Genomic DNA, 24,985 nt, shown 5'->3' on the forward strand with positions numbered 1-24,985 from the left:
GGAGAGGGGTATGCCCCACAACCCTGCCTGGAAGGAATTTTCCTCCGCTGGCAGGATAAAAGCGGAAATGCGGATCTTTTTTCTCTTTTCCGCCCAGATCCAGGTTGATCATCAGAGCGCTTTGTCATGCTCTTGAAGGCAGAAACGTCATTCGGAGGTCCCATGACACGCCACGTCCCCGCCCTTTCGCGACGCTCTCTCCTGGCCTACGGAGCCGGCGCCGCCGGCACGGCCGCCCTCATCGCCGGAGCCCGCCCGGTCCGGGCGCAGGCGCCCGTCACGCTCGTCAACGTCTCCTATGATCCGACGCGCGAGCTGTACCGCGTCATCAATGACGCCTTCGCCCGGCACTGGCGGGAAAAGACCGGCCAGCAAGTGACGATCCGCACCTCCCATGGCGGGTCGGGCCGCCAGGCGCGCTCGGTGATCGACGGTCTGGACGCCGACGTGGTGACACTCGCCCTCGCCGGGGATATCGACGCCATCTCGCAGCATTCGCGGCGGCTGCCGGCCGACTGGCAGTCGCGCCTGCCGAACAACTCCTCGCCCTATACATCGACCATCGTCTTCATCGCCCGCAAGGGCAACCCGAAGGGCGTCAAGGACTGGTCGGACCTCGCGAGGCCGGGCATCGGCGTGGTCACGCCCAACCCGAAGACGTCGGGGGGAGCGCGCTGGAACTACCTCGCGGCCTGGGCCTACGAGCTCGACCGCACCCAGAACAACGAGGAGGCAGCCAAGCGCTTCGTCGAGGCCATCTACCGGAACGTCTCGGTGCTCGACACCGGCGCTCGCGGCTCGCTCACCACCTTCGCCCAGCGGAATGTCGGCGACGTCTTCATCTCCTGGGAGAACGAGGCGCACCTGGCGCTGAAGGAGTTCGGCGAAGACAAGTTCGAGATCGTCTTCCCGTCCCTCTCGATCCTCGCTGAGCCGCCGGTGGCCATCGTCGACCAGGTGGTCGACAGGCGCGGCACCCGGGCCGTCGCCCAGGCCTATCTCGACTTCCTCTACACGCCTGAAGCGCAGAAGATCATCGCGCAGAATTTCTACCGCCCGAACCGGCCAGAACATGCGGACAAGGCCGATCTCGCGCGATTCCCGCAGATCCGGCTGGTGACGATCGACGGCGTGTTCGGCGGCTGGACCAAAGCCCAGACCGTTCATTTCTCCGACGGCGGCGTGTTCGACCAGATCCATCGTCCGGGCGCGGCCAGCCGATGACCGCACTCGCTCTCCCCACGCGGGAGTGGCTGAGACCGAAGCCGAGCGCCCTGCCCGGTTTCGGCCTGACGCTCGGTTTCGCCCTCTCCTATCTCGCCCTCATCGTGCTCATCCCGCTGGCGGTCCTTGTCTGGCGGGCCTCGGGGCTCGGCCTGTCGGGCCTGTGGACCGTGGCGACGACGCCGCGCGTGCGGGCAGCCCTCGAGACCAGCTTCTACCTGTCCTTCGCCGCGGCGCTGGTGAACGCCTTCTTCGGCCTGGTGATCGCCTGGATCCTCACCCGCTATCGCTTTCCCGGGCGGACCGTCCTGGATGCCATGGTGGATCTGCCCTTCGCGCTGCCGACCGCCGTCGCCGGCATCGCGCTGGCGGCGATCTATGCGAGCAACGGCTGGGTGGGCTCCATCGTCGAGGCCGTCACCGGTCTGAAGATCGCCTTCACCCCGCGCGGCATCTTCGTCGCCCTGGTCTTCATCGGCCTGCCCTTCGTCGTCCGGACGGTCCAGCCGGTCCTCATGGACCTCGACCGGGAGGTTGAGGAGGCCTCGGCGACCCTCGGCGCCAGCCGGCTGCAGACGGTGCTGCGCGTCATCCTCCCGGCGCTGGTCCCGGCGGTTCTCACGGGCTTTGCCCTCGCCTTCGCCCGGGCTGTCGGCGAGTACGGGTCCGTCATCTTCATCGCCGGCAACATGCCGTTCATCTCGGAGATCGCTCCGCTGCTCATCATCGTGCAACTGGAGGAGTTCAACTACACCGGCGCCACCGCCATCGCGACGGTGATGCTGTCGATCTCCTTCCTGTCCCTGCTCGCCATCAATCTCATCCAGAGCTGGAGCCGGCGGAGGTTCGGGGATGTCTGAAGTCCGCAACCCGACCGCCGCCTCGGCACTTTCAGAGCCCCGCTGGGTCCGCTTGTCGCTGATCCTGATAGGCCTCGCCTACCTTTCCCTCGTCGTGCTGCTGCCTCTCGCCGCGATCTTCACCGAGGCTCTCCGCAAGGGCGTCGGCGCGCTCCACGAGGTCTTCGCGGACGAGGCCACCTATTCCGCCATCATGCTGACGCTGACGGTGGCCGCCATCACGGTTCCGCTGAACCTGGTCTTCGGCGTGGCCGCGGCCTGGGCCATCGCCAAGTTCGAATTCCCCGGCAAGAGCCTGCTGATCACCTTCATCGACCTGCCCTTCTCGGTCTCGCCGGTGGTCTCCGGGCTGATCTTCGTCCTGCTGTTCGGCGCCCAAGGCCTGTTCGGGCCCTGGCTCGCGGCCAACGACATCAAGATCATCTTCGCTCTGCCGGGGATCGTGCTGGCGACGACCTTCGTGACGCTGCCCTTCATCGCCCGCGAGCTCATTCCGCTGATGCAGGAACAGGGCACGGCCGAGGAAGAGGCGGCCATGACGCTCGGCGCCTCCGGCCTCAGGGCCTTTCTGACCGTGACCCTGCCGAACATCCGCTGGGCGCTGCTCTACGGGGTCCTCCTCTGCAACGCTCGCGCCATGGGCGAATTCGGTGCCGTCGCCGTCGTGTCCGGCCATATCCGTGGTCAGACGAACACCATGCCGCTCCACGTGGAGATCCTCTACAATGAGTACAATTTCGTTGGCGCCTTCGCGGTTGCCGCCCTCCTCGCCCTCCTCGCCCTGGTCACACTCGGTGCCAAATCCCTCCTCGAATGGCGATACGGCGACGCGCTCGCCGGCAAGAGCCGACACTGAGGCCGCCGGGGTGACGGGCATCGCCGTCCGCGGCGTCGCCAAGGATTTCGCCGGGACGCGCGCGCTCGACGGCATCGATCTCGACATCAGGCCGGGCGAGCTTCTCGCGCTGCTGGGGCCATCGGGCTCCGGCAAGACGACGCTGCTGCGCTCCATCGCCGGCCTCGAACCGCTCACGGCGGGCACCATCCATTTCGGCGGCGAGGACGCGACGGGCCTGCGGGTGCAGGATCGCAAGGCCGGCTTCGTCTTCCAGCACTACGCCCTGTTCCGCCACATGACGGTGGCGGAGAACATCGCCTATGGCCTGACGGTACGGCCGCGCGCCGAGCGCCCGGCGCGGCACGAGATTCTCCGCCGTGTCGAGGACCTGCTCGACCTCGTGCAGTTGCCGGGAATCGGCAAACGCTTTCCTGGCCAGCTTTCCGGAGGCCAGCGCCAGCGCGTAGCCCTGGCTCGCGCCCTTGCCGTCGAACCGCGCGTGCTGCTCCTCGACGAGCCGTTCGGCGCGCTCGACGCACAGGTCCGTAAGGATCTCCGGCGCTGGCTGCGCGACATTCACCAGCGCACCGGCCATACGACGGTCTTCGTCACCCACGACCAGGAAGAGGCGGTGGAACTCGCTGATCGCGTCGCCATCCTCAACCGCGGGCGAGTGGAGCAGGTCGGCTCGCCGGACGAGGTCCTCGACCATCCGGCCAATGCCTTCGTCGCCGGCTTCGTCGGCCAGGCCGTGCGGCTCGACGTGACGGTTGCCGAAGGCCGGGTCCGGGCCGACGCGATCGAGCTCGGTGCAGCGCCCGCCGGCATTCCCGACGGCGCGGCATCGCTGTTTCTCCGGACGGGCGATATCGCGGTGGTGCGCAGCGGGGGGACGACCTCCGGAGTGGTGACGGCGATCACCCGCTCGGCGGCGAGCCGCCGGCTGGAGATCCGGCTGTCGGACGATCTGCCCGCCGTGGAGGCGGAGGTCAGCCTCGACCAACAGGTGGCGCGCGGCGAGCGGGTGGCGCTGACGATCCGCGCCGACAGGCTGTTCCCGGCGACGCGCTGAGGCGCAGGGAACGCCCTCCCATACGGGCCATGCGACAGAGACGAACGTCACTCTCGCGGCCTATTTTTTGTTGTTTCATTCCATTTACGTAGATCGTCGCCCGGTGGAAGATAAAAATATTCTCCTCACGATCGCCGGGCCTTTTCACCTCATGGACGCCATCGACCGCAAGATCCTGACCATCCTTCAGGAGGACGTCAGCATCTCCATCGCCGAACTTGCCTCGCGGGTGCACCTGTCGCAGACGCCCTGCTGGAAGCGCATCCAGAAGCTTGAGACCAGCGGCGTCATCCAGAAGCGGGTTGCCCTCGTCGCGCCGGAGAAGATCGGCCTCGGCCTCACCGTCTTCGTTTCGATCGAGACCGCCGACCATTCCCGCGACTGGCTCGCGCAGTTCGCCGATACCGTGTCGGCGATGCCGGAGGTCATGGAATTCTACCGGATGGCCGGCGACGTCGACTACATGCTGCGCGTCGTCGTCGCCGACATGGCCGCCTACGACACCTTCTACAAGCGACTGATCGACAAAGTGCCGCTGAAGAACGTGACCTCTCGCTTCGCCATGGAACGCATCAAAGCGACGACGGCCTATGCCGTGCCCCCCGCGCCGCGACGGGACGGGTTGGCAGCCGGGGCCTGACACGTCCTGAAGGGCCAATCACCCGTGAAGAGCGGCCCGCAAACCCTCGAACGAGACTTCTCCGAGGCGAAGCCACAAGGAGTGGATCCTTCTCCACAGCGGATCGCCGACAGGGTCGATTTTTCTTTCTTTTCCAGCCTCTTGCCAATGTACGCCACCGCCTTTCCTAAGGGAGCGCCATGTGGCGGTTCTCGCCCCATCGCATCCCTCTACCGGCGTGCATGCCGCTCGCTCGCCGCGCTGCCTGACCACTGTCCCTGCGGTGGCCACCACCTCTGTTCGGCCCTGATGGAGTCCCGTCCCCATGACCGTCCCCGTCCCCTTCCTGCTCGGCGCCGCCGCCCTGACGCTCTCGACGGCAATGCAATCTCCGGCCCGCGCGCAATCGGCTCCCGCACCGCAGATCGCCCTGTCCTGCGCCGGTTGCCACGGGGTGGGCGGTGCCGGTGAGGGATCCGTGCCGCGGATCGCCGGCTATGACCGTCAGGCCTTCGTCGACAACTGGTCCGCCTTCCGCGCGAATGCGCGACCAGCGACGATCATGAACCGCATTGCGCGGGGCTACACGGACGCCGAGGTGGCACAGCTCGCCACCTATTTCGCATCCCTGCGCTGAGGAGAACGCGTGATGACCCGACTAACTCGCCGCGCCTTCGGCCTCTCGGCCGCCTCCGCCGGCCTCGCCTTTGCCGCACCCGCAACACTCTCGGCGCAGACGCAAGCGCGGCTGGTGATCATCGGCGGCGGTTTCGGTGGCGCATCGGCCGCACGCTACGCCCGCATCGCATTTCCGAACGTCGCGGTGACGCTCATCGAACCCAAGACCAGCTTCGTTACCTGCCCCTATGGCAACCTGCTGCTGGCCGGCGAGCGCACGCTGCCGCAGATCACGCATTCCTATGACGGTCTGAAGGCGCGCGGCGTCAACGTGGTCCACGACTGGGCGGATGGCATCGACGCGACCGCCAAGACGGTCCGGCTGCGCGGCCGGGCGACGGTCGCCTACGACAAGCTCATCCTGTCGCCGGGCATCGCCATCCGCTGGAACGCGATCGAAGGTTATACCGAGGCCGCCGCCGAGGCTCTCCCCCATGCTTGGATTCCCGGCGCTGGCGAGCAAACGACCCTGCTGCGCCGTCAGCTCGAGGCCCTGCCCGACGGCGGCGTCGTGGGCTTCGCCATTCCGCCGAACCCGTTCCGTTGCCCGCCCGGGCCCTATGAGCGGATCAGCCTGGTGGCGAGCTATCTCAAGCGGCATAAACCGCGCGCGAAGATCCTGGCGCTCGACGCCAAGGACGCCTTCTCCAAACAGGGCCTCTTCCAGGACGCCTGGAACGAGCTCTATCCCGGCCTGATCGAATGGGTACCGCTCAACAAGGACGGCAAGGTCACCCGGGTAGACGCCCAGGCGAAGATTTTCGAGACCGAACTCGGCACGCGCCACCGCGTCGATGTCGGCAACGTCATCCCGCCGCAGTCGGCGGCGAAGATCGCCATCGACGCGGGACTGACGAACGAGACCGGCTGGGTGCCGGTCAACCCGCGGACCTTCGAGGCGACCCGGGCCCGCGACATCCACGTCATCGGCGACGCCAATGTCGGCCAGGTCATGCCCAAGTCGGGCTATATCGCCAATTCGACGTCCAAGGTGGCGGTGGCGGCGGCCGTCGCGGCTCTGGAAGGACGGCCCGCGCCAGAGCCGACCGTCTATTTCAACACCTGCTACAGCCACGTCGGACCGGAATACGGCATCTCTGTCGTTGGTGTGTTCCGCCCGAGCGAGAACGGCTTCGTCGAGACGCCGAACTCGGGAGGCGTCTCGCCGCGTGGTCCTCTCGCCGAGCAGCGCGAGCAGCGCCGGCTCGAGGCGCTCCATGCCGACGCCTGGTACGGCGCCATCACCCGGGACGCCTTCTCGTGACACCGGCGCTCCTCGACCGGCGGAGCCTCTTCGGCGCCGCATTGACGCTGGTCACACTTCCGGCAGGGGCGGCCGAGAGCCTGAAGCCCGAGGTGGACGCCGCCATCCGCGAGCAGATCGGCGGCGTTGCCGCGACGGAGGGCGGCATCGCCCTGCGTGCGCCCGAGACGGCCGAGAACGGCGCCTTCGTACCGGTCACGGTCTCGGTCCATACCGCCATGACCGGCGGCGACCGGTGCCGGGCGATCCACCTCTTCGCGACGAACAATCCGACGCCGGGCATCGCCAGCTACAGCTTCGGTGCTGGCATCGCGCGCGCCGAGGTGAGCGCCCGGGTGAGGCTCGCCGAGGGCCAGACGCTCCTCGCCTATGCAGTGATGGCGGACGGCTCGGTCCGCCGCGCCGCCGCGCGCATCGCCGTCACCACCGGCGGATGCCTGACGTGAGAGATTTGCCATGACCACCCCGCGCATCCGCGTGCCGTCCAGCGTCAAGGCCGGCGAGGCTTTCGAGGTCCGCACCCTCATCGACCACCCGATGGAGACGGGCCTTCGCCAGCAGACCGGGCAGACGGGGCCGCGCCGCATGATCACGCGCTTCGAGGCCCATGCGGACGGCGAGCCCCTCTTCGCGGCCGACTTCCGCAACGGGACCTCGGCAAATCCCTACGTCGCGTTCATCGCCCGCTTCACGAAGACCACGACCGTCACCTTCTTGTGGCAGGAGGAGGACGGCCGCGAGCACCGGGCGAGCCAGAGCATCACTGTCGCCTGAGCCGGAGCCGCGGCGCTCACATCACCCGCCCCGCGACGCGGTGCACAGCGTTGTTGCAATAGCCCCGCGGATTCCAGGGAGCGTGGTCGATGGGCTGGGCGTTGCCCGCCACATCCCGCGCCTGTGCCATCAGCGCCACCGGGCCGGGTGGCAGGCGGAGTGTCGCGGAGAACCGGCGCCAGGCGAAGGCCTCCCCGGCTTCGGCGACCCGGGCCGGCGCCCAGGTGGCGCCGCCGTCGGCTGAGACCCGTACATCAGAGACCGGCGTCGCGCCGCTCCAGGCCCAGCCCTCGACTGTCAGCGCCTCATCCGGTGACGCGCGGAACCCCGAGGCGGGACGGGTAATCACCGATTTCACCGGCATGTCGGTGATCACCGCGAAGGACGCAAGGTCGAACGGTTCCCCCGGGCTCGCCGGCACCACCGGCAGCCTATAGTCGGTGCCGGTCATCTTCTCGCCGTCGTGCTCCCGGTCGCGGATGTCGAGGCGGTCGAGCCATTTCTGCCAGGCCGATCCCGGATAGCCCGGGACGACGACCCTGAGCGGTCCGCCGTGCAGCCGCGGGAGCGGCGCATCGTTCATCTTGAAGGCAACCAGCGTCTCGGGGGCTAACGCCTTGGCGATGGGGATGCCGCGCGACAGCGCCGGACGGTCCGGGATCGTGAGGCTGCGGTCGGGGCTGTGATGACCCGTGTAGACGGCGGAGGGCTTCACGCCGGCGCGCTCCAGCAGGTCCCGCATCCTGACGCCGGTCCAGCGGGCGCATCCCACCGCCCCGTCGCGCCATTGCGCGCCCGAGACGGGCGGCTCGAGAAAGGCGCGGCCGTTGCCGGCGCATTCCAGCACGGCGGTGATCGTCACGACGGGGAAGGACTGCATGAGTTCCGCCACGCTGAGCGACAGCGGCCGCTCGACTTCCCCCGTGACGTCGAGGCGCCACCCCTTGGGGTCGGCTGCGGCAGGCATGTCGCCGTTGTTGCGGACGAAGAAGGCCTCGGCCGGGGTCAGCATCGGATCGAGCGCGTCGGCCGGGGGCTCGCCGTTGACCGCGTCGTCGTCGAGCCAGCGAAGGCGCGTCTTGGCGGCCAGGGCGGTGTCGGTCGACGAATGCGGCATGCAGGAGGGGCCTCGGTCGCGGGATTCGGACCGACCCTAGCGGGCGAGGCGCGGCGCGACCAGCGCGGCGGGGCGACCGGAGGAGTGTCTTTTGTCGCAACCGCCTCTCCGGAGAGGAAGTTTCTCCGTTCCGGCCCTCTCCAGGAACGCCACGACCACGGAGGTACGTTCGCTATGACGAACGAAAGTCGATGGAAGGCCCAAGGAGTTTGTTGCCAAAAGGCTCATATTCTTCATACCGACCAAGCAGACGATCTCATCGCCTCCACCGACCGTTCTTTTTAGAGGATGCTTTCATTGACGCCCGACGCCTGGCAGGGGCATAGTGAGGACATGGTTGGTCGATCCCTCGACCCGTCATCGCGGCATTTGATGGAGCAGCTTGCACCGCGTCACCAAGGGCTAAAGCGCCACGAAGGACATTCGTGGGCTCCCTCTCAAGGAGTTGGTCCGATGAATTCCATCGCTGCTGGAGCCTCCCCTCCGGTGTTTTCCTCCCAAACTGGACACTGCCGCCGGGTGGATGAGCGGGAGAGCTGTTGTCGTCGGTTCTGACGCGACCGCCTCTCGCCCTCGCCATCCCCTCCCAAGGAGACGCTGGCCCGTCCGGCGGCAGATTTTCCATGTCCAGATCATCCTCCTATCCCCCTCTCCGCTCCGACGTCACGCTGATCGAACTCGGAGACGATGCCGTCGGGCTCGCCGTCCGTGAGCGCTCGGGATACCGCTTCTTCGCCGCTGTCCAGACACTCTCCGCCATCGACAGCCGGCTCTTTGCCTCGTTGAAGGCGCTGCGCCAGGCGGCGGCCGAGCGGCACGACGCCAGTCGGCGCGGCCGTCCCGGCGCCCCCCGAAGCCGCGCTCTCGCCGCCTGAGGCCCTTCCCACGACAGATGCGGCCCGCGCCGCTCCAACCTCCAGGATTCTCCATGTCCACCGCATTCCAGTCGACGGCGGTCGCCACCGCCGCAGCGCCGGCGAGGCCGTCGCCATGAACGCCGTCACCCCCTTCGCCGACGCCCTCCCCCTCGCGGGGAATGCGCCGCCTCCGCCGCCGCGTTCAGGCGCCGCGATCCGCTTCGAGGCTCTCTCCAAGCGCTTTGCCGCCAAGGCGGGTGCAGCCGAGGTCACGGCCCTCGATGCGGTGACGCTCGACGTCGCACCCGGCTCCATCACCGGGATCATCGGCCGCTCGGGTGCCGGCAAGTCGACGCTGCTGCGCACGATCAACGGTCTCGACCGGCCGACCGACGGCCGGGTCCTCGTCGACGGCATCGACGTCGGCCTGCTCGATCCGGCGGGCCTTCGAGCTCTCCGGCGGGAGATCGGCATGATCTTCCAGCATTTCGCGCTGCTGTCGTCGCGCACGGTCTTCGGCAACATCGCGCTGCCGCTGGAGCTCGCAGGCACGCCGCGGGCGGAGATCGCCCGCCGGGTTGACGAACTCATCGACCTGGTCGGGCTCGCCGACAAGCGCGGCCGCTATCCCGCAGAACTGTCGGGCGGGCAGAAGCAGCGCGTCGGCATCGCCCGGGCGCTGGCGACGCGGCCCCGCGTGCTGCTCTCCGACGAGGCGACCTCGGCGCTCGATCCGGAGACGACGCAGTCCATTCTCGCGCTGCTCAAGCACATCAACGCGCTCACCGGCGTCACCGTCGTGCTGATCACCCACGAGATGTACGTCATCAAGGAGATCTGCGACAGCGTCGCGGTCATCGAGGCCGGTCGCATCATCGAGACGGGCGATGTTTACGATGTCTTCGCCCGGCCGCGCTCCGAGACGACCCGCAGCTTCGTCGCATCCGTGACCGGCGCAGCCCTTCCCGAAGCCTTCGCCGCGCGGCTGACGCCCCAGCCGAAGGGGGCGCTGCAGACAGTGCTGCGCATCGTCTTCACCGGCGACAACGCGACGGCACCCGTCATCTCGCGGCTGTCCCGCTCCCTCGACGTCGACATCACCGTCATCGCCGGCCAGGTCGACGCCATCGGCGGCCGCCCCTTCGGCAATCTCACCGTGGCCGTGCCGGCTCGCCAGGACGTGGTCCAGGCCGTCGTCGCGCTGGTGAACAGCTACGGCCTTCAAGCGGAGGTCCTCGGCCATGTCGCCTGAGATCATCAGACTGCTCATCGAGGCCCTCGGCCAGACCCTCTACATGGTGGCCGCGGCGGGTCTCATCGGCACGGCGCTGGGCTTGCCCCTCGGCGTGTTCCTCGCGACCTCCGGGCGCGGCGAACTGTTCCAGGCCGTGACGCTCAACCGCGCGCTGGGCCTCGTCGTCAACGCCACACGCTCGACGCCCTTCATCATACTGGTGGTGGCGATCATCCCCTTCACGCGGCTCGTCGCCGGAACCTCCATCGGCACGACGGCGGCCATCGTGCCGCTGACGGTGGCGGCGACGCCCTTCATCGCCCGCATCATCGAGGCGGCGATCCGCGAGGTGGATCCGGGCCTCATCGAAGCTTCGCGGGCGATGGGCGCGACGCCGCTGCAGATCGTCCGCAAGGTGCTACTGCCGGAGACGCTGCCGGCCATCGTCCTCGGCCTGACGCTCACCGCCGTCAGTCTCATCGGCTACTCCGCCATGGTCGGCGCGGTCGGCGGCGGCGGGCTCGGCGACCTCGGCATCCGCTTCGGCTACCAGCGCTTCATGCCCGAGGTCATGGCGGCCGTCGTTATCGTCCTCATCGCCCTCGTCCAGGCCGTGCAGAGCCTCGGCGACCGGATCGCGCGGCGCGTCAACAAGCGCCTGCGCTCAGCCTGACCTCCCTCCTCCCAACCTCCCTGAAAGGACTTGCCATGACCACGTTCATCGACCGCCGCGCGCTCCTCGCCGGAACGGCCGCCGGCCTCATCGCGGCCCCTGCCCTCGTCCGGGCCCAGGCCCGCACGCCGCTGCGCGTCGGCGTCACCGCCGGCCCGCACGCCCAGATCCTCGAGGCGGTGAGGCCGGTTGCGGCCGGCCGCGGCCTCGACCTCCGGATCGTCGAGTTCTCCGACTACATCCTGCCGAACGCGGCGCTGGCCGGCGGCGACCTCGATGTCAACTCCTACCAGCACAAGCCCTTCCTCGATCAGCAGAATGCCGACCGGAAATACGGCCTGGTCGGCGTCGGCTTCACCGTCAACTTCCCGATCGGCGTCTATTCCAAGAAGCACAAGGCCTTCGCCGAGGTGCCGGCCGGCGCGCAGGTGTCGATCCCCAACGATCCGACCAACGGCGCCCGGGCGCTGCTGCTCTTCCAGGACAAGGGCATCATCAGGCTGAAGGACGGCGTCGGCCTCAAGCCCACCGTCGCCGACATCACCCAGAACGAGAAGCGCCTGCGCTTCATCGAGCTGGAGGCGGCGCAGACCGCCCGCTCTCTCGACGATGTCGCTGCCGCCGTCATCAACACCAACTACGCGCTCTCGGTCGGCCTTAATCCGGGCCGCGACGCCATCCTGCGCGAGGATCCGAAGGGCCCCTACGTCAACCTCATCGCGGTGCGCGAGGCGGACAAGGACAAGCCCTGGGTGAAGCCCTTCGTCGAGAGCTACCAGTCGGCGGAAGTGAAGGCCTTCATCGACCGGACCTTCCAGGGTTCGGTCCTGCCGTCCTGGTGATGAAACGGCCTCCGCGACCGACCGGTCGCGGAGGCCGACCACATTGCGAACCGAAGCGGGAAAGGGCTGGTTCGCGGAAGGCGCATCCTCGCATGACAGCTTCCTCGGCAAGCGAGCACACTCGAGCGTCTGCTCTCGGATAGGCTTCGAATGTCCGCAATAGAGGCGCGAAGCTGACACTGCTTCACATTCGCTTTTGGGGCCAAAGCGGCCGTAAGCCATTTTCAGATTTTCAGCGCTAAGCGCATGAAGGTGGCTGCCCCACGTAACATTATGTCCGCTCAGGACACGCCCACGGCAGCCCACACAATGTAATTTATTACATAAGACATGGTCACTCAAATATTTCAATGCCATTTATGTAATATCTTACAAATTGATATCTTTGCGGCAATATGATTATTGGCATGACGCAATAATCGGAAAATTTATCATGCACCGTCGAACCCTCACCAAGCAGATCATGGTTCGTTTGTCGGAAGCCGACTATGCGGCGGTCGTACGACACGCTGAGGAAGGCGGCACGCAACCTGCTGTGCTGGGACGAGACCTCATGATCGCTACGGTGCGCGGCGGAGAGCGCAGCGTTATCAATCAAGCCGACCTGCGGGACTTGCTGGCCGAACTCGGGCGCCAGGGCAACAACATCAATCAGATCGCCCGCCGCGTGAATTCTGGCGAGGCGGTCGGCCTCTCAGCCGAAAAAGTCGAGGCACTCGTGGAAACTCATCGGGAGTTGCTCACCACAGCGTTATCGCTGGCACGGAAATCCAGATGATTAATCGGTCGTCATGGATCCAGCTAGGCGCCATGCCTCAGCATCTCGCGCGTACGGACACGAACAAACGCGTTGAGGTCGTGGCCGCTGCTGGGCGGGCCAGCCTCAATGACATAGACCTCGACCTCCAGATGTTCGACGCAATTTCTCACACCAACCGCCGCGTCAAACGCACATTGATCCACGTCCGCATCGCGCCCGAGAAATCTGTCTCAGAGGCCGACTTGTTGCAGTTGATCAAACTAAACGAACTGATCCACGGCATTCCATCTGATCGGCCGAGGATCGTGGTCAGGCATTCGAAGGGTGAGCGGGCTGACCATTTCCACGTCCTTTGGCCGTCGGTTTGCGCCGATGGAAAATGCGTCAGAAGCCACGACAACTACCTGCGCGATGAGATCATCTCCCGCGAGGCTGAGCTTTCACTCGGTGAGCGCATCATCCCCGGCCCGCGCATGCCGATGGTGATCGCGCACTTCGAGCAGTCAGGCCGCGATCAGCAGGCTGACGCACTCAAGCGTGCTCCCCGACGGGACCGTCGGTCGCGGATGGGTGATAAAGCGTTCAACATGGCTGCGAAAAGCGACGCAGACATCGCCTCCTTCCAGACACGCGTTTTGGATGCATGGCTGGAGCACGGGGCCGCTGGAGACTTCGTACAGGCCCTGCGCCACCAAGGAATGGGACTGGCGCTCGGCGACAAACCAACCTCGCGCGGACCCACAATTCTCGTCGTTGAAGACGCGACAGGCTTCCATGCATCGCTCCGTCGAACAATCAATGCGGCCGCAAAAGCCCGCGGCCTCTCGATTAATCTGACAGCTGACCAGCTTCCCGACTTCATCAATCTCCAGCCGCTCGCGGAGGCGCGGGAGAATGGCTTTCGGGAGGCACTTGAGCGGGCGTTGGAAGCCGGCCGGAGCGAAGCCAAGCTCCTCGCGGCAGAGATAGAAGAGGATGGTGACAGTGCAATGGCCAAGCCGGCCGAGATTTCGCTGCCGCCTAAGCCACCGCTTACGTTCAGGCAGACGCTAAAGGCTCGCCGCGATGAGATCAAAAAGCACTATGAGATCCGTGATGATGTGCGCCGTGCGCGGGTGGATCGCGCTTTCGCGGCGGCTGGAGTTTGCGCCGACAAGAGGACGCGCAGGATTGTCTTCGCAGCAGCAGCAGCCGGTGTGCTCCTGAGCGGCGGAGGGCTCGGTCTCGCTCTGATTGCTGGCGGTGTTGCTCGGGTCCTGCTGCCTACGCGTGAACTCGCCCGAGCCCGCGCAAAGGCTGCAAGCATCGAACGCAGGCGGGATCGGGACGCCCGGTCGGAAGAACTCCATCAGGCCTACGCCCTCGTCCGCGAGCAATTCCGCGGGCAGAAGCGACGGACGGCATCCATTCGGGTATTCTCACCCGCAGACATCGACGATCCGTCTGCTACCGGTCGCGCGCCGAACCTGCGGACGCCGCTAACGAACAACCGGTACAGAGTGCACCCACTTGGGGTCCCGCCTGCGGGCCCACCCGAAGTCGCTGCCCAAACCAAGGCTTCGCCTGCCTTGTCCAAGGCCTCGTCTGTGTCGCCCGATAACGGGCGTCCACAGGGGCCTGGCAAGCCAACTGGGTCGGTGCAGCGTTCCGCCTCGTTACGGCAGTTTCAGGCACCCGCGGTGCCTCCGAGCGGGAAATGGGAAAACCCAAGATCGCGCGACCGCCCCAGAGGCGCTGCCATCGTCAAGACCTCCCCTGGGAAATCGCGAAACGAAGGAATTGATCGATGATCAAGTTCGTATGCACGGCAAGCGTCTATGACGCGCTTAACGGCCAGGTCACACTCCTGCCGGGGATTTCAAGCTTCAGCTACCACCCGTTTGCTGCTCCCATCCATTACCATCGGGTAGAGGCCGATACAGACGCCCCGAACATTCTGGACGTCATTCAGCAGGTCCCGGCGCCCGAAACGAAGGTGCTTTTTCTGGATGCGGGCGGCCGGGACGATGTCCACCTGGTGTCGGGGAAGCATCTGCGACTAGCTAAAGCCCGCAAACTGGCGGGGATCGCCGTGAACGGGATGGTCCGCGGCGATACCCATGAAGGCTTGACAGGCGTGATGGCGCTCTTCGCGATCGGGAGGTTTGTGGTCCCTTGGGAGCCGGCTGATGAGCAGCTCACTTTGACCTTTTTCGATGAGGCCGCTGCACACGGCGCATGGCTCGTCGGGGACGCTGATGCGGTCATGGTCGTTGAGGCCACGCAGGCGAAGTCGATTGACCTGAGGCAGGTGCGGCATCCACGCAGCGGGTGAGTTGATCGAGAAGCGGCCGGCAGGTGCGGCGTTGCGCCATGCGACGCTGCACGAAGTCGAGCTCCCGGCCAAGAAAAACCTCTTCCTGTAGGAGCGTTTGGCGCGCGTATGTCAGCCCAGGCCCGTTGGCTTGGATACCGGCAAAACGTCTGGAAAGTTCGATCCAATGGGGAGAGGGCCGAGCAATCAACCACTGTCGAGCGTCAGGCGGCAAGGTCGCAACGTATCGAACTGTGGCCGCATACCCCGCGACGTCATTTCGAAACAACTCCGCTGCGAGGGAAAGCTGCGCCAGCCGTTCGCGAGGATTGTCAGCGCCTCTGGTCACAGCAACCACGTTGAGCACGCCTTGCAAATCACGCTCGGTCGAAAGCCCGTTGGCATTCACGAGGTCAACTACGACCGCAATTTCGCGACCAAAACCGCCGCCCCGCGCAACGGCATCAATGATTGCCTTTTGCTCCAGCGAGACGAAACTTAAGCCCGCACCCGCCATGACGATCAGCAGCAGCGCAAGCGCCACACCGGCACCGGCGAGGTATCGAGCAGAATAGACCGCAATCCTCCCGAGCTGCCCCATCGCGTGGGTACGCGCAGAAAGATTCCGGTTCCACGGTGGAATGAAGCCTCTTTCACGGACCATCGACGGCCTCATCGATGTAGCCTTCGAGCTTTCTGCGAACCTGCTGCACAGCTTCCTGAAGGGTGGCGAAATGGTTATCCAGCCGCTCCTCGACGAACAGGCTTGTCGCGTCATCGAACACAGCCTTGGCCCGCTCGAGCTCCTCGGGCTTTAAATGCTTAAAGTTACCGTTAGCAACATCGAGCATCGACAAGCCGAATGCCGCCGAGTTGGCAGCCACGCGCGCCGAAAAGTCCTCCAGGACGGCTTCGACGGTGAGCCCCTCCAGCGCCTTTTTCCGTCCATTCGTACCCGTCCACCCTATGCACTCCTTAGGCGAGCGAACGCGCCCCAGATTGATCCATACAATCTGCGGAATATGCTCGAACTCCTTGGCAAATTTCACCGCTTCAGAGGCGCCATGGACGCTGGCGTCGAGAGGGCGGAGGACAATGAGCTGAGCGCTGGCTCGCTTCAGACGGCGATCGAACTCGTCGATGATTTCATGGAAAATTGGTCCGTGCTGGGCGGCCAGATCAATGAACACGCAGCCCGTGGCGCCCTTTTCGAACTGCTTTGCGATCGCAAAGAATTTTCCACGCGTCAGCGGATCCAGAAGATCCCATGGATCCTCCTCGGCAAGCCCAATCTGGGCGAGAGAGGAGTTCACCAGGTCCGTCTCATAGCCGACGCACGGGATACCCTTCATCCTCAGGCTCGACATGCACGCATCGACGGTCTTTGACTTCCCGTCGCCGCCCTTCCAGCCGTGCGTCACAAAAACCGTGCGCAGAAAGAAGTCCTTCAAGTTCTTCATGGTTGTCCTCAAATGTCCAATTCGGCCTTTGTGGGGCCCTCCTGGCGGAAAGTGCTTCGAGACCGGCCCCTCGCACCGATCGGCAAATCGTCGGCGGTAGGATCACTTTTCTCCATCCGCTTGCGCGAATTGATGGGCGCTACCAGCACATCGGAAGGCGGCAGCTCGCGGAGCGGTTGCGCGCCGTCATCCCGGGCTACGGCTGACTGGAGCGCTGAGGCCTGCGATGACGCTGAACAAGGATCGACACGATCAACGGGAACCGGGTTTTGTGTCTTTGCGTCAGAGCGCCCGTCCGCGCTGATCTGCACGAGATCCCCTCGCGCCACTTGCGCCCGAACCGACTTGGCCCCCCATCGCCGTTTTTTGAGCCAACGATGGAAGGCCACGGCCATGGATTTTTCTGACAAGTCAGGGGCGTCGGGCCGCTTGAGAAGATCACGCACTATGGCAATGTCCTTGCGGTCGAGATTGGCATTGATCCAATCGAGCTGGGAATCAAAGAAGGCGGACACTTCGCCCCTGGCTGTTCGAGACAACGCCATCACCGCCTCCGACCTTCGGACAGCATGCTGCTGCGGCGGCGGGCTTCCAGAAGCGCATCAATGTCGATCGGCAGCTTCAGTTTCTCGATGGCCCGCGTCAGCTGGGCCAGGGTCAGCCCACGGAAGTAGGCGTCACGCACCCAGAGACGACCGTTGTCCTTGGGGCAAAATATGGCGTTGACGAAATGCGCGGGCACACCTGCGCGCATAGCTCTTGGCTTCGACATCAACGCACGCCTTTGCTCGAGAAGGCATTGTTTCGAACACCAGCAGCCAGCCCGGGGCTCGGATCGATGGCGCGAAGCAGCCTCTCAATGGCGCACTTCTCAAAGACCAAATCGGGCAATAGACGGGAAAGCATACTTGTTGCGCCTACCACCATGGTTCACCTCCTGCGGGAGGTGTGAACCGCCAACTTATCCGGGTCGGCTCTCTCCTCTGCAGGCGGACTTTGGCGAATAGCCCGAGGAAAAATCTCGGATTGTTTTCTGCACTGGGTGGTTATCGAACATCGTTAGCCGCCCACTCTTGCAACTAGCCCCCAGGGCGTGGAAATCGTGGAGCACCCCGGCTTCCTTTTCGCTGGCGAGAGGCAGCCCACGGATCAAACTTGACCTTGAAAGATGCGGGCAATGACTTCATGAGGGTCTCAGCAGCCTCTCGCGAACCCGAAGGCACCGATATGTTGACGCCCTCCGCGCAAATCCGCGCGATCGAAGCCGTTACGTCCGTTCCGAACCATTCTCCGGAAAACCCTTTGAAGATCTCATCCCAGAGCTCCGAGCCATCGTAAACCGCACCTTCGGTGCGCAACCGCATATGATGAACAAATTCCTCAACCATATGCTCGGTTATTGAAAAATCTGCGAGAAACACACCATAACGAAACTGGAACCAAGAAATCGCTCCGGAGTGAACAATTATTTGTCTTTGCGAATACGAAACATCAATTCCATACAAAAGCGCAATTAGAGTTACTTGCTTTATACTCAGCACACATCGACCACTATTCCACGCCTTCTCCAATGTCTCAGCCGCTTGAGTTAAAAGATGATACTTTCCGTTCGCCGATTCCGCAACCTGATTATCGATATATTCAATAAGATCTGATGCATAACAGGCCCGCGAAAGGATAATATGAAGATCACGACGAAACAATAAACCGCGTATGTTCTCTTCAAATAGATCCTCTGAACGCAAATCATCCGTCATAAGGCCGAATTTCGAAATGAATTCCCTGTACCCATCGCTGATACTGAGACCCTGAAGGTCGTTTTGCACAACCGATGAAAAAACGGGAGTATCCTTCAAAGATTCGTCGGCGGCAGCATACTCCTTCGCTATACGCCTCCGATAAGTGTCAATGGTTGTCGAGCTTTTACCCCGGAAATCTTGAACCGCCTCTCCAGCGGAAACGAGGCCAGTTGGCGAGTCAGTAGAGCAAGAGACACCACTGATGTCGATCTCGGATTCCGCCCCTGGTAATTTTAATAGATCATTGATTTCGTTAGCTACAGCACCAAGGTCAACATCCACCTTGGCAAACCCGCGGCTTTTGGACTTGAGTGCCTCCAAGATAGAAGCGTTGTCGGACGGTCTAAGGCGAGAAATCATGCGCTTCATGATTGCGGCATTCAGAACGTACGCATCGTGCAAGCGTGGGTCCAATTGCGGTCGGAGCGCTAGGTACTCAAAGAAAATTCCAGGCGCAGGGCTACCGATCCCACCTAGTCGCGGCAGAGCGATGACGCGCTTTCGGACGTCCCTGTAGCGCCCGATTGGCACGATGAAATCTTGGCCTCGCCCGTCGTTTACCTTTTCAACCAGAGCGCGCTCCGTGATAACAGCCGTTCTGACCATAGCGTTTTGATCAGATCGAGCCACAAGACGTTTTACCCCGTCCAGTAATATAATGGCGCCGGTGTCAAGCCTTAAAGCTAAGGGTGGCCGCTTAAGCGTCGCCTCCGCAAGTTTTACAGTCGGGAAGGATCGGTTTTTGCATGTCTCAGGCGGGAGAGACCCAAGCAAGTCGCGAACCATGTGATCTTCAAAAACGACCGGAATCCGCTTGTTGTTTATAGAAGCGGCAACAACCCCCACATTGACAGCCCGATCCGTGTCAATCTGCCGAATGACAAATGGGTCGCAAACGAACCTTGGTTCCGTACGATCAATTTTTAATAGCTTTCGTACAGTCCCCGCGAAAGCTGCATTTCGGGCTTTCCAAACCCGAATGGTCTTCTCCGATCTTTTTTTGTCCATTCTCAATTATACCGCATTTTTCGAACTGCTTGGCTAGGTAAACGCGTTTGAACTGAGGATAAGGTGTTCGAAGATCAAGTTCGGAAATCGGACGCGCTCTATCGCATCTTATGGCGGCTCCAGCTTGAAGCCTGCGCCTTATCGGCGGCGGGCTTTACGCATCGGGACACGCCCCCGTTGTTGGCCTGCGGACGCTTTAGCCCGTTGCGTTTTGCCACCGGCGGTGAGCGCACCGAGATGCGCTTTGCAGCACCATTCCACGCGGTATTCAACTGGCCGATGTCGATGGGCAGTTGGAGAAGTTCGATGACATCGCTGCGGATCTGGAGCGGCATGTCCTCCAAATAGTGCTTCTCCTGCATCGTTTCCCGCTGGCCCTCGGTTGTATGTTGACCAAGAAGCTGATTGAGCACCTCGTGGCGGATTTCGCCGCGACCCTCGTTAGCCGCCCCTTGCACCGAAGATCCATCGGTCGCGAAAGCAGCAGCGAGCTGTTCAATGAGCTGCTTAATGAGGGTTGAATCGCCGGTGCTGCGGGATGAACCGCCGCTGGAATGACCGAGCAGTTGAGCGCGCACCATTGGGGAGGCGAGTTGGTTGAACAGTGCCGAGTTGGCGGTCCGGCGCAGCGAATGGGTGTCCATGAGCTTCTCGAACACCTCAAGCTGCTTGGCATACTCCCGAAGCCGGTTGCCAACGTAATGCCCGTAGTCGTCGCCCTTCATCGGCTTCAGCTCGGGAAAAAGGCGCTCCTCTGGAGCCCGGCCTTCGACATGGTCGCGGATAAAGCCCAATTCGATGATGGAGGAGTGGATTGGAACCTGCCGGTAGCTGGCCGAGGGTCGCAAGCTGGCCGCCTTCCCCTTGAGCTTCAGCGAGAGATCGGTGAGATCGAAGTACCAACGCCGCGAGCCATCGGTGGCGGTCCACTGCCGAACATGTTTCACTTGGAGCTGGAACAGCTCGCCTCTCCGCATCATGCAGAGGTAGAGGATCGGAATGGCCCAGTAGAGGGCGTCTCTGACGACAAGCTTGCCGGGCTTGAAACGGCTGCGGGTTCCTGCGCAGCCAAGGTGCACTGGCCCGGTCAGATACTTGGACAAAGCTTCGGAATCCCAAGCCTTCCGGGCTTGGCTTTGCTTCGCACTCGTACCGGCAAACGCCTTGATGTCCGCCTTCCCCAGCGCGAACGGGTTCGCGAGATTCTCGGCGGTTAGCCCGTTACGAGCCCCCCATTTCCAAAGGCCGCGCAGATTGCTGCAATGCTTCTCGATGGTTCTCAGCGCAAGCTTAGGCAAATTACCCGAGATGCCGATTTGAATGATGTCCGGAAGACCACGCGGCTTCCCTTTAGCATCTAGAGCCAAGGTATCATCCGCATATCGGGCGGGGACCAGGCCGGCTATGGCGCAGAACTTTTCGCCATCATCCCGCTGAATGTCGGCCAACGAGACATTTCCAAAGACCAAATGGAGGAATCGCACCGCGCCCGTGATGCTGTCCCTGCCGCCTTGCTTAAGCGTCTCGCCGCGATGCGCGAAATAGAAGGGCAAGACCTCGGCAACCGTGGCGCTTGGTGGCGGCAACGGCTTGAACAGGATAGCCTTATTCGGGTCTGAACCGAGAACGGCGCTGAAATCAGGAGCCTGAACGGGCCGCGTTCGAGACGGGGGAATGACCGGCTCCAGTGCAGCCGCAGCAGGCTCTGCCTTGTCGGCCCTGATGGCGTCGGCAACCCCCACCAGAGCGCCCGGAGAGCGAAGCTGTGGAGGGGCTGACACCTCTTGTGGATTGGCAGCCTCAGACACAATCAGGGGACTGGAGCCCGACGAGGCGGCGGCATTGGCCGTTAAGGGCGTCGACGGCTCATTCGATGAAGCATCTTCGGCGAAAGTGCCTGTTTTCGCCAACGCGACAAAGGCCTGCTGTGGAGCAGGCGCCGGTGCGACAACAGCCGGCTGCGGGGCAGTTGCCGGTGCGATAACGGCTGGCTGCGGGGCGGGCGCCGTTGCGACAACGGGCGGCTGCGGGGAAGGCGCCGGCGCAGCAGACAGAGTTGAAGCAAGAGAAGACGTGGTGTCGCCCGTGACGGGGGCTGCGGGCACTACTGGAGGTTCGGGCGACGGCGGCGTCGCCTCCTGGCGCTGCGGGATCGTGTAGGGCCGGTAGCCGCCATCGATCAGGGCGCGGTTAATCGCGCGGTCGTCCGCGTCGTCGAGACGTGAGGGATCGGCCTTCGCCGCGATTTCCAAAGTGTCCTTGAGGCTCTCGGGCACCATGCCGGCACGCTTGAAGGCCAGTGCGGCATTGGCCTTCACCATGATCCTGTCTAGATGCTTGAACACACTGGGAGTCATGGTGATGCCCGCCATGACACCGACCTCGGCGACGTCCCCCGCCCGGTTGAACAGGATGCCCTCGTCCAGCACCGGCTGCTGAACGGCACCTGGCTTCTGGCCCGTGGCGGCATTCGGCTTGGGCTGTCGACACGTCATCCGGATCATGCGCTCGACCTGCTCGATATCGGCCAGACGGAGACCCGAGGTCAGCATATGGATCTTGTCTTCCGGGGAGACCGAGGCGGTACGACCGCGCTCGCTGATGAGCCGCCAGGCCCAGCCTGCAGCCAATTCGTCTCGCCGCTCCCTGTCGGGGTCGAAGTTTGCCAGCCCCTGGCCACTGGCCATGAACTTATCATACTGGTTTTCGGCGAACAGACAGGCCGCCTCGACGGCAACCCGAGCCTCTTTCAGCGTAAGCATCGACCCAAACCTACCTGCGAACACGTCCTCCGCTGCCGAAGCAACCGCCACTGCTCTGCGCCGAGCGATCGCAGCGTCGCTCGTGCGTAAGCTAATCGTTAATACATCTTGTCCTTCCAGCGAACAACCTTTGGGCACCCGCCTGCGCCAGAAGTACGCACCACCGCGACGGCAGACATGAGGGATCGAGGGCACGCGTGCTCTCCTTATGTGAGAACGCATGTGCGTAGCCATGTGCACCCCGGAGGGGGTGCACACTCAAGTCTCTGCCATCAAAGGGAAATCAGGTGGGATGGTGGGGGAAGCAGGACTCGAACCTGCGAAGGCGTAGCCAGCGGATTTACAGTCCGCCCCCTTTGCCGCTCGGGACATTCCCCCGTCCCAGTCCCGTGCAGCCGTGGCCGCAGGGCGTCGCGCGCTTGATAGGGATGCCCCCCTTCCCTGTCAACCGGCAAAGCTTCGTCGCGGCGCGAAGCCATTGCGAAGGACCGCGCCGCATGGGATGACGGCGCATGACGACATCGCCTCCCAGGGGCCCGAAGAAGCCCTTCCGCCCCTTCTCCAAGCCCGGCAAGCCGTTCAAGGGCCGCGGCGGCCGCGTGCTGCGCGAGCCCGCTCCGGAATTCGCCACGGGCACCGTCCTGCTCTACGGCTGGCACACCGTGTCGGAGGCGCTGCGTAACAAGGACCGCCGGATCAGGCTGCTGCTCGCCACCGAGAACGGCGCCAAGCGGCTCGACGAGGAGGGCATCGTCCACGAGGCGACCATCGTCCCTGTGCGCGACATCGACAGGCGCCTCGCCGCCACGCCGGACGCGGTGCACCAGGGCCTGTTCGCCGAGGCCGATGCGCTCGATCCGCCCCATCTCGAGACGATGCCGGCGGAGGGTGTGCTCCTGCTCCTTGACCAGATCACTGACCCGCACAATGTCGGCGCCATCGTCCGCTCGGCTGCCGCCTTCGGGGTCAAGGCCATCGTCACCACCAACCGCCACTCACCGGAGGCCACCGGTGTGCTCGCCAAGAGCGCCTCGGGTGGGCTCGAACATGTGCCCTTCGTGACGGTGCAGAACCTCTCCCGCGCCATGACCGATCTCCGGAAGCGCGGCTTCCAGGTGATCGGCCTCGACAGCGAGGGCGAGGCGGATCTCGACGCGGTCACGCTGCGCGAGCCCGTGGCCCTGGTGCTCGGCGCCGAGGGCAAGGGCCTCAGGCAGCTGACGCGCGAGACCTGCGACACGCTCGCCCGCATCGACATGCCGGGCGCGATCAAGAGCCTCAACGTCTCGAATGCGGCGGCGCTGGCGCTCTTTGCGGTGACGACGCGCCTCGGCCTCAGGCGCTGATCAGGGGCGCGGCTGGCGCCGGCGCGGCTGCTGCAGCGCCGGACCGTCGAGCGTGATCACCCGGGCCTCGGAGCCGCTGGGATAATAGGGCCGCCGCCGTTCCATGGCAGGGCGCACGGGGGCGCCGGTCACCGCATAGGCCCCCGACCTCTGCCAGCCGGGGCGGACCGGCTGCACGTGCGGCGGATGGGTGTAGATCGGTGGCTGATAGATCGGCAGGTATTGCCGGTAGTCGACAACGGGGGGGCGCTCCCGCCAGACGCCGGCGCGGACCCGGCGCACCGGGCAGCCGGCGCAGTCGTAGAGATGGCGGGTGACGATGTCGCCGCCCCGGCCCCTTTCATCGGTGATGATGATGGTCCGTGTCTGGCCGTGGGCCTGTCCCGGAGCCAAGGCAAGGACCAGCGGCGCGGCAACCAGCGGCAGCACCAGCGCAACACACCGCCAAAGGGATGATCGGAACGACCCAAGCGTCATCGTCGCACACTCCGCCACAAACCTGCCTGTCCACGATAGACGGGGCGGGCGCCGAAGGGAACGGCGGGGCCGATCTCCGCCGCCTCCCGTTGCGCACATGATGAATCGGGCCGGCAGAGCCGGCCAGATCAGTGGCCAAACAGGCCCATGACCACCGCCCCGCCGAGCAGGACGACGGCCAGCAAGGCGGCCACATGGGCGAAGTGATAGAAGGCTTCGGCCCGTGCATGGGCGATGGCGGTCTGGGCGAAGGCGCGATTGGGGCGATGCTGCTCATCGAGAAGCAGCCAGACCTCGGTATCGCGAAACGGTCGCCGGGGCGCGCGCCGCGCCTTGAGTACGAGGATCAGGGCCGCGATGAGAAAGCAGGTCCCGCCCATCCGGAGCGACAAGGAGGGTTGGTACACGAAGCCGATCATCAGCGTGACGATGCCGAGGGCGACAAAGCCGCACCCGCGGGCGGTCGAGATATGGGCGGCCTGACGGACTTCCGGCGACATGGGCGGCACCCTGGCGGCGTGGCGACATGCCGCAGGACGTTAACAGATGCCGCGGCGGACTGGAGTCCGTCCCGGCCGCCTTCACGCGCTGTTGAACGCTTCGCCGCTGGCGGTGGTGGCGCCGACCGTCAGCCTGCCGCGGAGTGATCCATCACAGCGCGTTAAGGGCACGCAACACGGCCGGCACGGAAATGACCGAAAGGACGGAGACCCAGATCCACAGCGACATCGTGTTGGTGGGCCCGCGGTGGATGAAGCGCTCGTAGAGCGCAGCCGGCACACCGGCGATCATGATCGCCATGGTGGAGGTGATCAGGCTGGCGAACAGCATGATGAAGGGGGCCGAGACCGGCAGGAATGTCGACGGGTACCAGAACTGGTGCACCAGGAAGACGAAACCGGTGACGGGCGAGAAGATGCCGTTGAGCATCCCCAGCCCGAGGATACCGAACAGGTAGGGTTCTGCGAGGACCACGTCGGGCTTCGAGTCCCCAGGCGGCGGATTGTTTGTCTGTCGGCTCATCGCGC

General features: G+C 64.3%; 27 protein-coding genes, 1 tRNA gene and 1 pseudogene. 17 read left to right on the plus strand and 12 right to left on the minus strand.

Annotated elements, in window-relative coordinates; translation table 11 throughout:
• Positions 1-162 precede the first annotated feature (162 nt).
• The 9 genes from Q0C57_RS11370 (at position 163) to Q0C57_RS11410 (ending at position 7,329) form a co-directional block, all read left to right on the plus strand.
• Positions 163-1,224 (plus strand): sulfate ABC transporter substrate-binding protein, encoded by a 1,062-nt coding sequence (locus tag Q0C57_RS11370; RefSeq protein ID WP_296576451.1) that lies wholly within the window; start codon positions 163-165, stop codon positions 1,222-1,224.
• Positions 1,221-2,084, plus strand: a complete 864-nt coding sequence (cysT, locus tag Q0C57_RS11375; protein ID WP_296576453.1) for a sulfate ABC transporter permease subunit CysT — start codon at positions 1,221-1,223, stop codon at positions 2,082-2,084. Before Q0C57_RS11370 ends, cysT begins: the two co-directional genes overlap by 4 nt.
• Complete coding sequence (gene cysW, locus Q0C57_RS11380; RefSeq protein WP_296576454.1) at positions 2,077-2,940, plus strand: sulfate ABC transporter permease subunit CysW; 864 nt, start codon at positions 2,077-2,079, stop codon at positions 2,938-2,940. The genes cysT and cysW overlap by 8 nt, the downstream gene beginning before the upstream one ends.
• Positions 2,941-2,950: 10 nt before the next feature.
• Positions 2,951-3,994 (plus strand): sulfate/molybdate ABC transporter ATP-binding protein, encoded by a 1,044-nt coding sequence (locus Q0C57_RS11385; protein ID WP_296576455.1) that lies wholly within the window; start codon positions 2,951-2,953, stop codon positions 3,992-3,994.
• A 151-nt stretch (positions 3,995-4,145) separates the two neighbouring features.
• Positions 4,146-4,634 (plus strand): Lrp/AsnC family transcriptional regulator, encoded by a 489-nt coding sequence (locus Q0C57_RS11390; RefSeq protein ID WP_296576457.1) that lies wholly within the window; start codon positions 4,146-4,148, stop codon positions 4,632-4,634.
• 304 nt (positions 4,635-4,938) lie between these two features.
• Positions 4,939-5,250 carry a c-type cytochrome gene (locus Q0C57_RS11395; protein ID WP_296576458.1) on the plus strand — a complete coding sequence of 104 codons (312 nt, stop codon included), beginning with the start codon at positions 4,939-4,941 and terminating at the stop codon, positions 5,248-5,250.
• A 12-nt stretch (positions 5,251-5,262) separates the two neighbouring features.
• Positions 5,263-6,555, plus strand: coding sequence for an NAD(P)/FAD-dependent oxidoreductase (locus Q0C57_RS11400; protein WP_296576460.1), 1,293 nt, complete (start codon positions 5,263-5,265; stop codon positions 6,553-6,555).
• On the plus strand, positions 6,552-7,001 hold the full coding sequence (locus Q0C57_RS11405; protein ID WP_296576461.1) for a thiosulfate oxidation carrier protein SoxY: 450 nt from the start codon (positions 6,552-6,554) through the stop codon (positions 6,999-7,001). The genes Q0C57_RS11400 and Q0C57_RS11405 overlap by 4 nt, the downstream gene beginning before the upstream one ends.
• A gap of 10 nt (positions 7,002-7,011) precedes the next feature.
• Complete coding sequence (locus Q0C57_RS11410) at positions 7,012-7,329, plus strand: thiosulfate oxidation carrier complex protein SoxZ (protein WP_296576466.1); 318 nt, start codon at positions 7,012-7,014, stop codon at positions 7,327-7,329.
• A gap of 16 nt (positions 7,330-7,345) precedes the next feature.
• Here the strand turns inward: Q0C57_RS11410 and Q0C57_RS11415 are convergent, their stop codons facing one another.
• Complete coding sequence (locus Q0C57_RS11415) at positions 7,346-8,446, minus strand: sulfite oxidase (RefSeq protein ID WP_296576468.1); 1,101 nt, start codon at positions 8,444-8,446, stop codon at positions 7,346-7,348.
• Between the two features lie 623 nt (positions 8,447-9,069).
• Here Q0C57_RS11415 and Q0C57_RS11420 point away from each other — a divergent pair.
• The 7 genes from Q0C57_RS11420 (at position 9,070) to Q0C57_RS11450 (ending at position 15,126) form a co-directional block, all read left to right on the plus strand.
• Positions 9,070-9,321: a hypothetical protein gene (locus tag Q0C57_RS11420; RefSeq protein WP_296576469.1), complete on the plus strand. Its 252-nt coding sequence runs from the start codon at positions 9,070-9,072 to the stop codon at positions 9,319-9,321.
• Between the two features lie 115 nt (positions 9,322-9,436).
• Entirely contained in the window at positions 9,437-10,555 is a 1,119-nt protein-coding gene (locus Q0C57_RS11425) for a methionine ABC transporter ATP-binding protein (protein ID WP_296576470.1), read from the plus strand.
• A complete protein-coding gene (locus tag Q0C57_RS11430; protein WP_296576472.1) occupies positions 10,545-11,210 on the plus strand; it encodes a methionine ABC transporter permease in 666 nt (221 codons plus the stop codon). The genes Q0C57_RS11425 and Q0C57_RS11430 overlap by 11 nt, the downstream gene beginning before the upstream one ends.
• A 35-nt stretch (positions 11,211-11,245) precedes the next feature.
• Positions 11,246-12,052: a MetQ/NlpA family ABC transporter substrate-binding protein gene (locus Q0C57_RS11435; protein ID WP_296576474.1), complete on the plus strand. Its 807-nt coding sequence runs from the start codon at positions 11,246-11,248 to the stop codon at positions 12,050-12,052.
• 433 nt (positions 12,053-12,485) lie between these two features.
• On the plus strand, positions 12,486-12,830 hold the full coding sequence (gene mobC / locus Q0C57_RS11440) for a plasmid mobilization relaxosome protein MobC (protein ID WP_296576477.1): 345 nt from the start codon (positions 12,486-12,488) through the stop codon (positions 12,828-12,830).
• Between the two features lie 32 nt (positions 12,831-12,862).
• The gene (locus tag Q0C57_RS11445) at positions 12,863-14,602 is read left to right on the plus strand and encodes a hypothetical protein (RefSeq protein WP_296576479.1); all 1,740 of its coding nucleotides are present in this window, start codon (positions 12,863-12,865) and stop codon (positions 14,600-14,602) included.
• On the plus strand, positions 14,599-15,126 hold the full coding sequence (locus Q0C57_RS11450) for a hypothetical protein (RefSeq protein WP_296576481.1): 528 nt from the start codon (positions 14,599-14,601) through the stop codon (positions 15,124-15,126). Before Q0C57_RS11445 ends, Q0C57_RS11450 begins: the two co-directional genes overlap by 4 nt.
• Here Q0C57_RS11450 and Q0C57_RS11455 read toward each other — a convergent pair.
• The 8 genes and pseudogenes from Q0C57_RS11455 to Q0C57_RS11485 form a co-directional block, all read right to left on the minus strand.
• Entirely contained in the window at positions 15,056-15,769 is a 714-nt protein-coding gene (locus Q0C57_RS11455; RefSeq protein WP_296576483.1) for a hypothetical protein, read from the minus strand. The genes Q0C57_RS11450 and Q0C57_RS11455 overlap by 71 nt on opposite strands.
• Positions 15,759-16,565 carry a hypothetical protein gene (locus tag Q0C57_RS11460; RefSeq protein WP_296576484.1) on the minus strand — a complete coding sequence of 269 codons (807 nt, stop codon included), beginning with the start codon at positions 16,563-16,565 and terminating at the stop codon, positions 15,759-15,761. Before Q0C57_RS11460 ends, Q0C57_RS11455 begins: the two co-directional genes overlap by 11 nt.
• Before the next feature lie 8 nt (positions 16,566-16,573).
• On the minus strand, positions 16,574-17,110 hold the full coding sequence (locus Q0C57_RS11465; protein WP_296576486.1) for a hypothetical protein: 537 nt from the start codon (positions 17,108-17,110) through the stop codon (positions 16,574-16,576).
• Entirely contained in the window at positions 17,110-17,319 is a 210-nt protein-coding gene (locus tag Q0C57_RS11470; RefSeq protein WP_296576488.1) for a hypothetical protein, read from the minus strand. Before Q0C57_RS11470 ends, Q0C57_RS11465 begins: the two co-directional genes overlap by 1 nt.
• A gap of 325 nt (positions 17,320-17,644) precedes the next feature.
• Positions 17,645-18,733, minus strand: a complete 1,089-nt coding sequence (locus Q0C57_RS11475) for a hypothetical protein (RefSeq protein ID WP_296576490.1) — start codon at positions 18,731-18,733, stop codon at positions 17,645-17,647.
• A 737-nt stretch (positions 18,734-19,470) separates the two neighbouring features.
• Entirely contained in the window at positions 19,471-22,134 is a 2,664-nt protein-coding gene (locus tag Q0C57_RS11480; protein WP_296576492.1) for a hypothetical protein, read from the minus strand.
• Between the two features lie 27 nt (positions 22,135-22,161).
• Positions 22,162-22,368 (minus strand): annotated as a pseudogene (locus Q0C57_RS21130) (DUF6538 domain-containing protein); the annotation flags it as partial.
• A 59-nt stretch (positions 22,369-22,427) separates the two neighbouring features.
• A tRNA-Tyr gene (locus tag Q0C57_RS11485) sits at positions 22,428-22,512 on the minus strand.
• Between the two features lie 134 nt (positions 22,513-22,646).
• Here Q0C57_RS11485 and rlmB point away from each other — a divergent pair.
• Positions 22,647-23,480: a 23S rRNA (guanosine(2251)-2'-O)-methyltransferase RlmB gene (gene rlmB / locus Q0C57_RS11490; RefSeq protein WP_296576493.1), complete on the plus strand. Its 834-nt coding sequence runs from the start codon at positions 22,647-22,649 to the stop codon at positions 23,478-23,480.
• On the opposite strand, the gene Q0C57_RS11495 is transcribed toward rlmB, so the two are convergent.
• The 3 genes from Q0C57_RS11495 to Q0C57_RS11505 all read right to left on the minus strand — a co-directional run bounded on the left by Q0C57_RS11495 (position 23,481) and on the right by Q0C57_RS11505 (position 24,980).
• Positions 23,481-23,909 (minus strand): hypothetical protein, encoded by a 429-nt coding sequence (locus Q0C57_RS11495; protein ID WP_296576495.1) that lies wholly within the window; start codon positions 23,907-23,909, stop codon positions 23,481-23,483.
• A 176-nt stretch (positions 23,910-24,085) separates the two neighbouring features.
• Positions 24,086-24,457, minus strand: a complete 372-nt coding sequence (locus Q0C57_RS11500) for a hypothetical protein (RefSeq protein WP_296576497.1) — start codon at positions 24,455-24,457, stop codon at positions 24,086-24,088.
• Between the two features lie 151 nt (positions 24,458-24,608).
• Entirely contained in the window at positions 24,609-24,980 is a 372-nt protein-coding gene (locus tag Q0C57_RS11505) for a hypothetical protein (protein ID WP_296576499.1), read from the minus strand.
• Positions 24,981-24,985 lie beyond the last annotated feature (5 nt).

The sequence above is a fragment of the Phreatobacter sp. genome, assembly GCF_022843985.1.
In the GTDB taxonomy this organism is placed as follows: Bacteria; Pseudomonadota; Alphaproteobacteria; order Rhizobiales; family Phreatobacteraceae; genus Phreatobacter.